Source organism: Amycolatopsis sp. MtRt-6, from assembly GCF_017308975.1.
Taxonomy (GTDB): domain Bacteria; phylum Actinomycetota; class Actinomycetes; order Mycobacteriales; family Pseudonocardiaceae; genus Amycolatopsis.
Map to the genome: position 1 here is coordinate 107,551 of NZ_JADWPD010000021.1, position 13,054 is coordinate 120,604.

Here is a 13,054-nt window from a genome sequence, read left to right on the forward strand (position 1 = left end):
TGTGTGGATTTCGCAAGGAGACGGTCGACGGTAGGCGCGTCCGGTCGAACGGGACAGTGCCCGATCGGGTGGTGCGGGCTCACGCGGATGGCCCAGTAGCCGAACCGCGGGGAATCGCTAAGCTCTTTCCGATCCAACTGACCGAGGCTTGTTCCGGTTCGGCCCGCCGACGGCTGGACGAGTCTTACCGAGAAGGTGTTTTTCGTGACACGATCACCGGAATGGGTACCGCCGGGTACCGTCGAAAGAGCGGACGCGGTGATCAGGGCCGGATTTTCTGCGCTTTCCGCTGGTTTCGATAGCGTCGAACCCCGCCGCGAGACCTGATGCGGGTATCGCCCATGCCGATGACCGACCCCCAGCCCGGCCAGCCCGCCGCGCCCGACGCGCACCGCGGGCGGGTCGTGCTCGCGCGGAAGTGGGCGTACCTGCTCAGCGGCGTGACCGTCGTGTCGCTCAGCCGCGAAGAACTCGACGCCGAGCTCGGCGAACTCCTGGGCACGCTCTGTGACGCCCTGCGCCGCACGCCCGCGGACACGGCCCCGGCCGAGCGGATCGGCGCGCGGCTGGTCGCGCTCGGCTACGTCGGCGAGCCCGGGCTGCGGTGCACGCTCGACGTCCTCGGGAAGGGCCTGCCGGCGCTGCCCGAGCTCCAGGCGGTCGACCGCGTCGCCGACCGGGTCGTGGCGGCGCTGGGCGCGCTGTCCTGCGGCTTCCTCCTCGCGCACGAACGCAGCGTCCTCGACCAGCAGGAGATCATGCACCTGTCGCTGCTCAAGGCAGTGCGGGACGCCCAGTGGAACCTCAGGCAGAGCGAAGCGCGCTTCGAAGAGGTGGTGACGTCGTCGGCGAGCGGCATCGCCGTCGTCGCGCTCGACGGCCGGATCGTGCGGGCCAACGCGGCGCTGGCCGAGATGCTCGGGCACCCGGCGGGCGAACTGGCCGGCTCGGTGCTCTACGACGTCGTCCACCCCGATTCCGTCGAGATCCTCCGCGCCGCGATGCTGGCGCTGCTGGACGGCGGCAAGGAGCGGATCCGGCAGTCGGAGCGGCTGCTGCGCAGGGACGGCGACGTCGTCCGCATCTCGCTCACCGCGTCGCTGCTGCGCGACGCCGAAGACCGGCCGTCCCACTTCGTCGTCGTGATCGAGGACGGCACCGAGCTGATGCTGCTGCAGGGCGAGCTGAGCCGCCAGGCCCTGCACGACGTCCTCACCGGGCTGCCGAACCGCCAGTACTTCGGCACCCACCTGGAGACGGCGTTGCGGCGCGCCGACCCGGCGTACGGTGTCACGCTGTTCCACGTCGACCTCGACGCGTTCGGCATGGTCTGCAACAGCCTCGGCCGCCGGGTCGGCGAGCAGCTGCTGGTGCACTTCGCGCAGCGGCTGCGGGCGGTGATGGCCGGCGAGAACGCCATGATCGCGCGGTTCCACAGCGACGAGTTCGGGATCCTGGTCGAGAACACCGCGTCGACGCCCGACATCGACACCATCGTGCGCGCGATCAACGACGAGCTCGCCGAACCGTTCTTCGTCGACGGGCACGGGCTCGCGCTGTCGGCGAGCGCCGGGGTGGTGCACCGGCCGTCGAAGGGCATCGACCCGCTGGAGCTGCTGCGCCAGGCGGACCAGACGCTGCGGCGGGCCAAGGAGCGGCGGCGCGGCCAGTGGAAGATGTTCGACCGCGAGGCCGACGCCCACGACCGGCGGACGCAGGCGGTGGCCGTCGGCATGGCCGGTGCCTGGGAACACGGCGAGATCGGCGTCCGGTACCGGCCGATGGCGCGGCTGGCGGACGGCGAAGCCGCCGGCGTCGAAGCCCGGCTGCACTGGGACCGCCCGGACGACACGGCGCTCTCGCACGAGTGCTGCGTGGAGCTCGCCGAATCGACCGGGCTGGTGCTGCCGCTCGGCGACTGGCTGCTGCGCGCGGCCGCCCGGCAGGGCGAATGGTGGCGGCAGCGGGCGGATTTCGGCCTCCCGATGGTCGCCGGCCTGACCGGGCACCAGGTGTCGGACGACGCGCTCGGCACGCGCGTGACACGGCTGCTGCGCGACACCGGCCTGCCGCCCGAGCAGCTGATGCTCGGCGTCCCGGCCCCCGCGCTGCCGGTGTCCGGCGTCATCGAGAACGTCACCGCGCTGGCCGACCTCGGCGTCCACGTGATGCTCGACGAGTTCGGCCTGGGCCCCGACGACCTGCGGGCGATCGAGGACCTGCCGGTGGACATCGTGCGCGTCGACCGGCGGCTCGCGGAGTGGCAGGCGTGGTCGGACTCGACGTTCCTCGGCGCGCTGGTGCCGCTGGTCCGGCAGGTCGGCGCCACGCTCGTCGTCGACGGCATCCACACGGAGGACCAGGCGAACTGGTGGCGGACGGCCGGCGCGGACCTGGCGACGGGTGACTACTTCGGCGTCGCCAGGCCGCCGGCCGAGCTGGCCGGTCAGTTCGCCGGCACCTGAGGCAGGTCATCGGGAACGCGGCGCCGCTCGCGCCACAGCCGGCCGCCGGCCAGGGCCAGCGCGGCGGGCAGCAGGACGCCGCGGACGATCGTGGCGTCGAGCAGGATGGCGAAGGCCATGCCGAGGCCGAGCATCTTGTACTCGATCGCGGCGAGGCTGAGGAAGACGCTGAACACGCCGGTCATGATCAGCGCGGCGCTCGTCACCACGCCGGAACTGCTCGCGGTGCCCTCGACGATCGCCTGCCGGGGCGGGACGCCCGCCAGCCACCGTTCGCGGACGCGGCTGAGGATGAACACGTGGTAGTCGGTGCTCAAGCCGAACAACAGCACGAAGAGGAACATCGGCAGCCAGCCGAGCACCCCGCCGTAGGGCGTGAAACCCAGTAGCGGCGCGAGAAAACCGTCCTGGAACACCAGCGTGAGCACGCCGTAGGCCGCGCCTGCCGAGAGCAGGTTGAGCAGGATCGACACGATCGGCACCGCGACCGACCGGAACACCACGAGCAGCAGCACGAACGCGAGCAGCAGGATGAAACCGAAGGTGTACGGCGCCCGGGCGATCGCCTGCGTGGTGAAGTCGTGGGCTTCGGCGGTCCGGCCCGCCACCGCGTAGCCGACCCCGTCGATCCGCCCGACCGTTCGCGGCAGCAGGGTTTCGCGCAACGTCGTGAGCGTGCGGCCGGCGGCTTCGTCGTTGCCGGTGCCGCCGAGCGGGATCCGGACGACGAGCGCCTCGTCCACGCCGACGACGATGGCCGGCCGCGGCACTTCCGCGGTGAGCTCGTCGATCGCCCGGCGCAGCGCGGGTGTGTCGACCGGGCCGCCGCGGGTGTTCCAGAGGACGACGTGCGCGGGCATCGTGACGCCGGGAAACGCTTCCTGCATGCGCACGGCCGCGTCGATCACCGGGATGCTGCGCGGCAGGCTCTCGGTCGGTGCCGGGTCCTGCAGCCGCATGCCCAGCGCGGGCATCGTGAGCAGCACCAGCAGCGCGGTGGCGAGGCCGGTCCAGAGCGCGGGCCGCCGGGTGACGGTGGTCGCCACGCCGGCCCAGAACGCCGACCGGGTCCGGCGGCGGCCGAGCCACGGGATCCGGCCGCGGTCGACGCGGGCGCCGAGCAGGGAGAGCGTCGCGGGCAGCACCGTCACCGCGGCCAGGACGGCCAGGCCGACGACGAGGATCGTGCCCGCGGTCAGGCCCTGGAGGTTGTCGAGCCCGGTGAACAGCAGGCCGGTCACGCACAGCACGACGGTCAGCCCCGACACGACGATCACGTGCCCCGACGTCCGCGCGGCGATCCGGATCGACTCGTCGACGCCGTGGGCGCGTTCCTCCCGGACCCGGCGCAGGAAGAACAGTGAGTAGTCGACGCCGACCGCCATGCCGATCAGCAGCGTTATTGCGGAAGTCGCGCTGTTGACCGGGATCCAGTTGTCCACAACGGACAGGAAGCCGAAGGTGGCGAACACCGCCGTGCCCGCGAGCAGGACCGGGACCGCGGCCGCGACCAGCGAGCCGAACACCACCAGCAGGATCAGCACGGTGATCGGGAGCGAGCGGGCTTCGGAGCGCCCGATGTCCTCCTTGATGCTCTTGTCGACCGCGCCGGACACGCTGAGGTCGCCGGCCTGGGCCAGCCGGACGTCCGGGTGCCGGGCGGCGACCGTGTCGACCGCCGCGGTCGCCGTCGCCAGGTTGGCCCGGATTTCCGTGCCGGTGCCGGTGATCCGGAAGGTGACCAGTTCCGACCGGCCGTCGGCGGAGACCGCGGAGCGGGCGTCCGCGGCCGCGCCCGACGTCGTCAACGTGGTCACGAGGTCCGCCGTGGCGGCGGGGGACCGGGGCTGGACGAGGACGTTTTCCCAGAACGGTTCGCGGGTGTGCTGGCGGTCGAGGACGGCTTGGCCGGTCCCGGCGTCGCCGGCCGGGCTCGACCGCGCGTCGGTGCCGGGGGCGAACGTGCCCAGGGCCCAGGCCAGCGCGACGAGCGCCAGCCAGCCGAGGATCGCCGTGGCGCGGTGCCGCAGCGACCAGTTCGTCACGCGTTCGACCACCGGCCCCCGCCGGTGAGCCGGGGTGCCAGAAGGCAGCATGAACTAAGGTCCTTCCCTGAAGGAGTGATCCGATGAGAGCTCGCCCTCGGGCGAGTGGGTGCTTCTTCCTCCTGGGTCGCCGAGTTGCCGCTCGGCGGCCCAGGGCCTAACTCAGTCGACCTCCTTGAGCACGCGTTCGATGGACCGCAGGCGGTCCTGGACGTCACGCAGTTGTCGCTCGGTCTCCTCCTGCGTCCGGACGGCTTTCTCGGCCAGTGACCGGTATTCGTGCTCCCGCGCGAGCTTCGCCTTGGCGCGCCAGGTCGCGGCCAGCTGCACGATCGCGATCGAGAGCACGACGGTGATCAGGACGAAGATCCCGACCACGCCGAGGATCTCCTGCCACTGGTGCCAGTTCATGAGCGTCCCTCCTCGCCGTCCCCCTGGACGGACTCCGGTGTGGTGAGCGTCGGCGCGGCGGCCGCGATCGCCTCCGGCGTCAGCACGACGGAGAACGGCGTGACCTCGTAGAACCGCATGGTCTTGCCGTCCTCGCCGACCTCGGAGCTGGCGGTGACCAGGCCCGCGGCTTCGAGCTTGCGCAGGTGGACCTGCAGCAGCGCGCGGCTGATCCGCAGCTCGCGGGCCAGCTTGCTGACGTAGGTGCGTTCGGCGGACAGGGCCGCGACGATCCGCAGCCGGTGCGGGTTGCCGAGGGCGCCCAGCTGCCGCAGGAGCTCGTCACCCGTCGTCCACATGCAAACAAAAGTTAGCAGGTGCCGGGCGAGGATGCCACCGGGGTGATCCCCGAGATCACATCGGGTGTTCCAGCCACACGTTCGGCTCGACATACGTCGCCGTGTCGTGGGCGACCGACGCGTACACCGGGGCGATGCCGCCCGGGATGAAGTTCTCGCCGTCCTGGAGCTTCACGCCCGTCCAGTCGTGCCAGTCCGCCAGGGAACCCGACAGCGTCACCGCGAACGGGCACACCTTCACCACGTGGGCGCCCAGCCGCTCGTGGGTGCGCAGCCAGCGGTCGGCCAGGAGGCCGTCCGGGCGGCGGCGGGCCGCGTACTCCGGCATCGGGACCGACGGCTCGGCCTCCTTGCCGATCGGGCGGACCGAGACGATCAGCTTGCGCAGGCCCGTTTCCGCCGCCCGCGCCTTCAGCGCCTTCAGCATCGGGGCCGACAGGCCGGTGCCGCGCAGGTGCGGGGCGATCACGACTTCCAGCGCGCACAACGCGTTCGGCGCGCGGCCGTCCATGACGTCCTGGGCCGCCCACTCGATCGCCTGGTCCCAGCCGTGGTCCGGCAGCTCCGCGCGGTCCGGGGCCGGGTACGCCAGCGGGACCGACAGGGCGCGGGCCATCGGCGTGCCGTCGTCGTCCAGCGCGATCAGGAAGTAGCGCGCCCAGTGGTGCAGGAAGCGCTCGCCGGTGATCATGCGGCCGCTGGCACCCTGGTAGATGAACTGGCCGCCGACGTCGCCGAGGGCCAGTGCGGCGTCGAGGAGGTCGGGGCGGCCGGCAAGATCGACAACGCGCATGCGCCCAGTGAAGCGGAAGTGATCGCCGCTCCGATAGCGGCAACCGGGCGACTCAGCGCAGGGCTTTGCGCCGCCGGGTCAGCGCGGCCGGGTCGAGGTTCGCCCGGGTGCCGGCGTCGTGGCCGTCGAGGTAGCCGCTGCCGCTGAGTCTTCTGGGCGAGGCGGCGCGCAGGTCGCCGTACTCGGCGTCGAACGCGTGCTGCACCAGCTGCGCGCGGTCGCGGACCACCAGTTCCGCCGACCGCTCGCCCGGCACCGCCGTGCGGACGGCTTCCTGCTCGGCGCGGGTGAGTCGTTCGTGGACCGCGCGGGCGAAGCCGTGCAGCCAGGTGCGCCGGTACGCGGCCAGGGACTCGCCGGGGAAGAAGCCGTCCGGCCGGACGCGGGTCAGCTGCGTGCTCGCCTGCAGCAGCAGGCTGGTGAACAGCAGCTCCACCCGGCCGAGGTCGGAGCGGAAGCCGAACACCGTGACGCTCTCGACCTTCTGGCCGAGGCGGTGCAGCAGGGTCCGGCAGCGCAGCGGGTACGCGACCGAGGTGAGCAGGCTCGCCTTGTCGCGGCTGTACGGGTCGTCCATCGGGATCTTCAGCGTGCCGATCTCGTCGGCCCGCGCCCCCGACGCGGCGAGCATCGCCTGGTCGATGCCGTACCGCGCGACGAGCTCGGCGGCCTTCTGGTTGTACGCCTCGGCTTCCGCCTCGGTGACCGCCGGGTCTTCGGCCTTGGCCAGCAGCTTGCGGATGCGCTCGAGCTGCGGGTCTGACTCGGTCATGCCGAGAGGGTATTCGATCAGATGTTCGGGCGCGCGGACCGGGTCGGCGTGTCGCCCACCCGCCGCCGCCCGCCACCCGCTAGGCGAGGTACGCGTCGAGGGTGACAGCCAGTGCCGCTTCCGGCGACGGCGCGAAGCTCGCGCCCGCGAGACCGCCCCACAGCCACAGCTGGGCCAGGCCGTGCAGCGCCGCCCACAGTGACGCGGCGACCAGCCGCAGGTCGGCGCCGGACCGCGCGACCGGTGTCGGCACCGCCGCCACCAGCACGGCGAAGGTGTCGAACACCGCGCTGGAGGCCGCTTTCAGCGCCGGGTCGTCCGGATCGATCAGGTCGCGGCGGAACATCAGCTCGAACATCGCCGGGTTGGTCAAGGCGAAGTCGAGGTAGCTGTGGCAGGCCGCGGTGAGCCGCTCCCGCGGGGAGGTTTCCGGCAAGCGCGTGCGGCGCTCCAGCAACTCGGTGAAGCCCTGGGTGGCCACGGCCGACAGCAGCTCGGCGCGGCCCGCGAAGTGCCGCAGTGGCGCGCCGTGGGAAACCCCGGCGGCCTTGGCGATCCCGCGCAGCGTCACCGCGCCGACGCCGTCGGCGGCGAGCAGTTCCGACGCCGTCGCGATCAGGCGTTGCCGGGTGCCCACGCCTCGTCCAGCGTCATCGGGAGCAGGTCCGGGCGCTTGGGGAGGAAGCCGTCGCCGGGCTGGCGGCCGATCAGCCGGTTGCGCGTGCGCGTCACGGCGACCGGGAGCACCTCCCGCAGCAGCCACTGCAGGTCGGCGCGCCGGCTGCCGGGCGCCGCGGTGCCGGGCAGCGGGGCGAGCCACGCGGGATCGTGGTCGACGCCGAGCCGGGCGAGGACGTAGGCGGCGAGCCGGCGGTGCCCGTGAGCGGACAGGTGGAGCCGGTCGGCGCCGAAGTAGCGCGAGTCCGTGACCGCCTGGTCCGGCCACAGGTCGATGAGCTGGGCCCCGTAGCTGACGGCCGCTTCCCGGATGGCTTCGTTGAGCGCGACGATCCGCGGCCGCATCCGGCTGCCGAGCGGCATCCGCCGGGAGACGTCGCTGAGCGTGAAGGTGACGACCACGGGCGAAATCTCCGTGCACGCGCGGATGGCGGCGTCGACCCGGCGGGCGACCGTGCGCGCGTCCCAGCCGCGGCTCATGACGTCGTTGCCGCCGCCGAAGAGGGCGATCAGGTCGGGTTCGAGCCGCGTCGCGGCCGGCACCTGCTCGGGCACGATCTGGTCGAGCCGGCGCCCGCGGACGGCGAGGTTGGCGTAGCGGAAGCCGGGCCGGTCCTCCGCCAGACGCGCGGCGACGAAGTCGGCCCAGCCGCGGTACTGGCGCTGATCCGGGTACGGGTCGTCGAGGCCTTCGGCGCAGCTGTCGCCGAGGACGACGAAACGGTGGTAGCTCATCCCGATCTCCGTAACCCGTGGTTCACCTGGTGGACACTGTCTATCAAACTGATGTAGACGGTGTCTACTCGACGGCCGCCGGAGTAGGCGAGGTCGAGCAAGTGCCGCCTGACGTTCCCGCGTGCTGCTTCGTCGAAGGAACCGAAGCCAACCGAACAGGGGAGAACGATGACCAAGATCGGGATCTTGCTGGCCAGCACCCGCCCGGGGCGCGTCGGAGACCAGGTGGCCCGCTGGGTCGAGGAGCGGGCCACCGCCCGGGGTGACGCCGAGTTCGCCGCGATCGACCTCCGCGACCACCCGCTGCCCCACCTCGAAGAGCCGCCGGGCTTTTCGGGGCGGTACCAGGACGAGCGCACCCGGGCCTTCGCCGCCGTCATCGCGTCGTGCGACGGGTTCGTCTTCGTCACGCCGGAGTACAACCACTCCGTTCCCGGCGTGCTCAAGAACGCCCTGGACCACGTCCACGTCGAGTGGAACACCAAGGCGGCCGGGTTCGTCTCGTACGGCGGGGTCGGCGGCGCCCGCTCGGTCGAGCAGCTGCGGCTGGTCTGCGGAGCCCTGCAGCTGGCCGACGTGACCCCGCAGGTCACCCTGCCGCTGACGACCGAATTCGAGAACCGCGCGGTCTTCACCCCGGGCGACCACCAGCTCGCCGCGCTGGACACCACGCTGGACCACGTCGTCGCCTGGAGCACCGCGTTGGCGCCGCTGCGGGGCGGGGACGTGGAAGCCGCGGTGCGCGGCCGGCTCGACGAGATCATCGAAGCGCTGCGGGCCAAGGACCTCGACGCGCTGCGGCGGGTCTACGCGCCGGACGTCGTGTCGTTCGACGTCGAACCGCCGTTGCAGCACGTCGGGGTCGACGCCAAGCTGAAGAACTGGGCGAAGGTGTTCACCATCTTCGAAAAGGTGGACTACGAGCTGCGCGACCTGACCGTCACCGCGAGCGGTGACCTCGCCGTCGGGCACGGCTTCGGCCGGGTCAGCGGCACGCTGCCGACCGGGCAGGCCGTCACCGGCATGTGGGTCCGGGCCACGTTCGTCTTCCGGCCCGTCGGGGGCGAGTGGGTGATCGTCCACGACCAGGCGTCCGTGCCGTTCGACCTGGCGAGCGGCCGGGGTGTGGCCGACCTCGAGCCGTGACGCGCGCCGCTCACCGGATCCCCCGCCGCCGGTGGGCCACGACCAGCGCCGCCACGCTCAAGCACGCCGTCAGTACCAGGTAGTACCCCGGCGAGACCGGCGAGCCCGTCGTCGCGATCAGGGCCGCCGCGATCGTCGGGGTGAAGCCACCGAAGATCCCCACTGTCGCGTTGTAGCCGAACGACAGTCCCGTCGCCCTGGTCTGCGGCGGGAACGCGTCGGCCATCACCGACGGCAGCGCCCCGAAGTACGCCGCCTTCAGCAGGCCCAGGATCGTCATCGCGACCGTCAGGGTCAGGAACGACGGCGTCTTCGTGACCCAGACGTAGAGCGGGACCGCGCTCACGCCGATCAGCACCGCCGCCGTCACCATGAGCCGGATCCGGCCGTGGCGGTCGGCGAACCAGCCGGCCACCGGGGTGCCCAGCGTCAGGACCACACCGGTGATCACCAGCGCCACGAACGAAAGCGAGTCGTCGAGGCCGAGCGTCTTGATCGCGAACGCCGGCAGCGACTGGAGGATGAAGTTCAGCGACGTCGACACCACGAGCGCGCCGCCGGCGACGAGCAGCCCGCCCCAGTGGTTCCGGAACAGCTCCTTGATCGGTGCCTTCTCCGCCGGCGCGACGGGCGATTCGTCGACGTGCCGGCGGATGTAGTAGCCGACCGGCCCGACGAGCAGGCCGAAGACGAACGGGACCCGCCAGCCCCACGACGTCATCGCGTCGTTCGAGAGCACCGCGGTCAGGCCGGCCGCGAACCCGGCCGAGAGCAGCGTCGAGAAACCCTGGCTGGCGAACTGGAAACTGCCGAGGAAACCCTTTCGCCGGTCGTCCTGCTCGATCAGGAACGACGTCGCCGCGCCGAACTCGCCGCCGGCGGCGAAGCCCTGCAGCAGCCGCGCGACGATCACGCCGAGCGGGGCGAGCACCCCGATCGTCGCGTAGCCGGGCATGATCGCGAGCAGCAGCGTGCCGAGCACCATCAGCCGGATCGTCAGCACGAGTGCCTTCTTGCGGCCGTGCCGGTCGGCGTACGCGCCGAGGACGAGCCCGCCGAGCGGGCGGATCAGGAACGTGATCCCGAAGACCGCGTACGCCTGGACCAGCTGGATCGCCGCGTTGCCGCCGGGGAAGAACGTCTTGCCGATGTAGGCGGCCATCAGCGCGTACGCGGCGAGGTCGAACCACTCGAGCGCGTTGCCGATGGTCGCCGCGGCGATCGCGCGCCGGTTCGTGACCGGGCGCCGGGTCTGCGTGTCCGTCATCGCCGTTCCCCCAGCGCGTGGAACAGCGCCGTGGCGAGCACGAGGCCTTCGCGGGCGACGGGCGCGAGCAGGTGCTCGTCCGGCGCGTGCTGCAGGCAGCCGGGGTAGGAGTGCGGCAGCCACAGCGTCGGGAGCCCGAGGACGTCGGTGAAGACGTGGTTGGGCAGGCCGCCGCCGAAGTTCGGCAGGATGGCGACCGGTGTCTCGGCGACGTCGTCCAAAGTGGACTTGGCCCAGCTCACCCACGGGTCGTCGACCGGCGTGCGGCTGGCCCGGAAGTTGCCGTCGATGGTCACCGAAACCATCGGGAACCCCCGCTCGGCCAGCCGTTTCGTGACGGCGTCCGCGACCCCGCCGACGTCGGTGCCCACGACGTACCGCAGCTGCAGCACCGCACGGGCCCGGCCGGGGATCGCGTTGACCGGGCGGTCGACGTCGGCCGCGCCGAGGGAGAGGACTTCGAGGGTGTTCCAGCCGTAGAGCCGTTCGGCCGGGGTCAGCCGCGGGTCGCCCCAGCCCTCGTCCGGCACCGGGTCGCCCGGGGTGTTCGCGACGACGACGCCCTCGAGCGCCGCGCGGACGGTGTCCGGCAGCGCGGGCGGCAGCAGTTCGGGCACCTGGATGCGGCCGTGCCCGTCGACCAGGCTCGCGACGGCCGCGGCGAGCGTCGTCGCCGGGTTGCGCAGGATCCCGCCCCAGTTCCCGGAGTGGTGGGAGCCCGGGCGCAGATCGACGTCGAGCGCGATCCGGACGCTGCCCCGCGCGCCGAGGAACAGCGTCGGGGTCGCGGCGTCGAGGCGCGGGCCGTCGGAGGCGATCAGGACGTCGGCGCGCAGCAGTTCCCGGTGCGCTTCGGCGAACTCCGGCAGCCCCGGCGAGCCGATCTCCTCGCCGGTTTCGAAGAGGAACTTCAGGTTGAAGCCCAGCGCTCCCTTCTCCGCCAGCAGCAGGCGCAACGCCGTGAGGTTGACCAGGTGCTGGCCCTTGTTGTCGGCGGTGCCGCGGCCGTACCAGCGCTCGCCGTCGGCGGTCAGGGTCCACGGATCCCGCCCGTCGCTCCACGTTCCGGCTTCCCCGACGACGTCGGCGTGGCCGTAGCAGAGCAGCGTCGGCAGCGCGGGCGACTCCGTGCGGGTGCCGACCAGGAACGGACCGCCCGCCGGGTCCGGGTTGGGGTACGTCTCCACGGCGCAGCCGAGCGCTTCGAGCATCGGCGTCAGCACGTCATCGAGGTATGCCTTGATGGCAATGCGGCCTTCGGGAGCGTCGCTCACCGTCGGATAGCCCACGAGAGTGGCGAGTTCGGCGAAGAAGGCACCGGAGTCGACGTGGGCCTGTGCTTTCGCGAGCAGTTCGGCAGGGATCACGGGGCCTCCCGGGTCGTGTCGGGAAAGCGTAAGGCGCTCTGAGGGCCGTGACCATTGCCGTTTCGGCCGTCGTGCGTTCTCATGAAGGCAAACCAGGAGGAACGATGCGCCTGCTGCCCACGGGGCTGACCTACTTCCTCGAAGTCGCCCGCACCGGCTCGGTGTCCGAGGCCGCCGTCGCGCTGACGGTCGCGCCGTCGGCGATCAGCCGCCAGATCGCCAAGCTCGAATCCGCGATCGGGGTGCCGCTGTTCGTCCGGCACCCGCGCGGCATGATCCCGACCGACGCCGGCAACCGGCTGCTCGACCACGTCCGCCGCAGCGAGGCCGAATCGGCGGCGCTGCTCGACGAACTGCGCACCGGGCGCGGGCTGCAGACCCGCTCGATCACGGTGGCGTGCTCGGAGGGGTTCGCCCGCCGGGTCGTGCCGCGGGCGATCGCCGAATTCCGGCGCGACCACCCGGAAGTGGCGTTCCACGTCGACGTCGTCCGCCGCGACGAGGCGACCCGGCGCGTCCTCGACGGCGAGGCGGACGTCGCCGTCACCTACACGACCGGTCCGCAGCACGGCGTGCGCGTGGAGAGCGCCGTGGTGGTGCCGGTGTACGCGATCGTGCCGGTCGGGCACGAGCTGGCCGGCCGGGCGCGGGTGAGCCTGGCCGAGCTGTGCGCGTACCCGGTCGCGCTGCCGACCACGGGCCAGAGCCTGCGCGAGCTGTTCGACATCGCCGCGCGGATCGAGAACCTGGCTGTGCAGCGGGTGCTGGAGTGTGACGAGCTCGCGCCGCTCTACGAGTTCGTCCGGCAAGGCGGCGGGGTCGCGCTGGTCGGCGGGCTCGGTGACGTCCACCGGGACGCCGAGGCGGAAGGCGTCGCCTACGTCCACCTCGGCAACCGCGCGTTCCGGCAGCGGGAAGCGCAGGTCCAGACGATGGCGGGGCGGACGCTCTCGCTCTCGGTGACGCGCTTCACCGCGATCCTGGTTTCGCTGGTCCGGCCCGCCGAGCCGGGAAATTGAACGAACGATCGTGCTATC

General features: G+C 72.1%; 12 protein-coding genes. 3 read left to right on the forward strand and 9 right to left on the reverse strand.

The window, feature by feature from the left end:
• The first annotated feature begins 347 nt into the window (after positions 1-347).
• Positions 348-2,465, forward strand: coding sequence for a bifunctional diguanylate cyclase/phosphodiesterase (locus I4Q55_RS30795; RefSeq protein ID WP_242547069.1), 2,118 nt, complete (start codon positions 348-350; stop codon positions 2,463-2,465).
• Here the strand turns inward: I4Q55_RS30795 and I4Q55_RS30800 are convergent.
• The 7 genes from I4Q55_RS30800 to I4Q55_RS30830 form a co-directional block, all read right to left on the reverse strand.
• The gene (locus I4Q55_RS30800; RefSeq protein WP_206792625.1) at positions 2,447-4,561 is read right to left on the reverse strand and encodes an MMPL family transporter; all 2,115 of its coding nucleotides are present in this window, start codon (positions 4,559-4,561) and stop codon (positions 2,447-2,449) included. The two genes, I4Q55_RS30795 and I4Q55_RS30800, sit on opposite strands and share 19 nt — an antisense overlap.
• A gap of 111 nt (positions 4,562-4,672) precedes the next feature.
• The gene (locus I4Q55_RS30805) at positions 4,673-4,921 is read right to left on the reverse strand and encodes a hypothetical protein (protein ID WP_091318156.1); all 249 of its coding nucleotides are present in this window, start codon (positions 4,919-4,921) and stop codon (positions 4,673-4,675) included.
• The gene (locus I4Q55_RS30810) at positions 4,918-5,259 is read right to left on the reverse strand and encodes a winged helix-turn-helix domain-containing protein (protein WP_206792626.1); all 342 of its coding nucleotides are present in this window, start codon (positions 5,257-5,259) and stop codon (positions 4,918-4,920) included. Before I4Q55_RS30810 ends, I4Q55_RS30805 begins: the two co-directional genes overlap by 4 nt.
• 55 nt (positions 5,260-5,314) lie before the next feature.
• Positions 5,315-6,052, reverse strand: coding sequence for a Long-chain-fatty-acid--CoA ligase (locus I4Q55_RS30815; RefSeq protein WP_206792628.1), 738 nt, complete (start codon positions 6,050-6,052; stop codon positions 5,315-5,317).
• 52 nt (positions 6,053-6,104) lie between these two features.
• Entirely contained in the window at positions 6,105-6,824 is a 720-nt protein-coding gene (locus tag I4Q55_RS30820; RefSeq protein WP_206792630.1) for a DUF2786 domain-containing protein, read from the reverse strand.
• Positions 6,825-6,903: 79 nt separating this feature from the next.
• Positions 6,904-7,461: a TetR/AcrR family transcriptional regulator gene (locus I4Q55_RS30825; RefSeq protein ID WP_206792633.1), complete on the reverse strand. Its 558-nt coding sequence runs from the start codon at positions 7,459-7,461 to the stop codon at positions 6,904-6,906.
• Complete coding sequence (locus tag I4Q55_RS30830) at positions 7,440-8,237, reverse strand: SGNH/GDSL hydrolase family protein (protein ID WP_206792636.1); 798 nt, start codon at positions 8,235-8,237, stop codon at positions 7,440-7,442. Before I4Q55_RS30830 ends, I4Q55_RS30825 begins: the two co-directional genes overlap by 22 nt.
• A gap of 168 nt (positions 8,238-8,405) precedes the next feature.
• On the opposite strand from I4Q55_RS30830, the gene I4Q55_RS30835 reads away from it, so the two are divergent.
• Positions 8,406-9,383 carry an NAD(P)H-dependent oxidoreductase gene (locus I4Q55_RS30835; RefSeq protein WP_206792638.1) on the forward strand — a complete coding sequence of 326 codons (978 nt, stop codon included), beginning with the start codon at positions 8,406-8,408 and terminating at the stop codon, positions 9,381-9,383.
• Between the two features lie 10 nt (positions 9,384-9,393).
• Here the strand turns inward: I4Q55_RS30835 and I4Q55_RS30840 are convergent, their stop codons facing one another.
• Positions 9,394-10,650: an MFS transporter gene (locus tag I4Q55_RS30840; RefSeq protein ID WP_206792641.1), complete on the reverse strand. Its 1,257-nt coding sequence runs from the start codon at positions 10,648-10,650 to the stop codon at positions 9,394-9,396.
• A complete protein-coding gene (locus I4Q55_RS30845; RefSeq protein ID WP_206792644.1) occupies positions 10,647-12,017 on the reverse strand; it encodes a M20 family metallopeptidase in 1,371 nt (456 codons plus the stop codon). Before I4Q55_RS30845 ends, I4Q55_RS30840 begins: the two co-directional genes overlap by 4 nt.
• 104 nt (positions 12,018-12,121) lie before the next feature.
• On the opposite strand from I4Q55_RS30845, the gene I4Q55_RS30850 reads away from it, so the two are divergent.
• Positions 12,122-13,036, forward strand: a complete 915-nt coding sequence (locus tag I4Q55_RS30850) for a LysR family transcriptional regulator (protein WP_206792646.1) — start codon at positions 12,122-12,124, stop codon at positions 13,034-13,036.
• Positions 13,037-13,054: the final 18 nt, after the last annotated feature.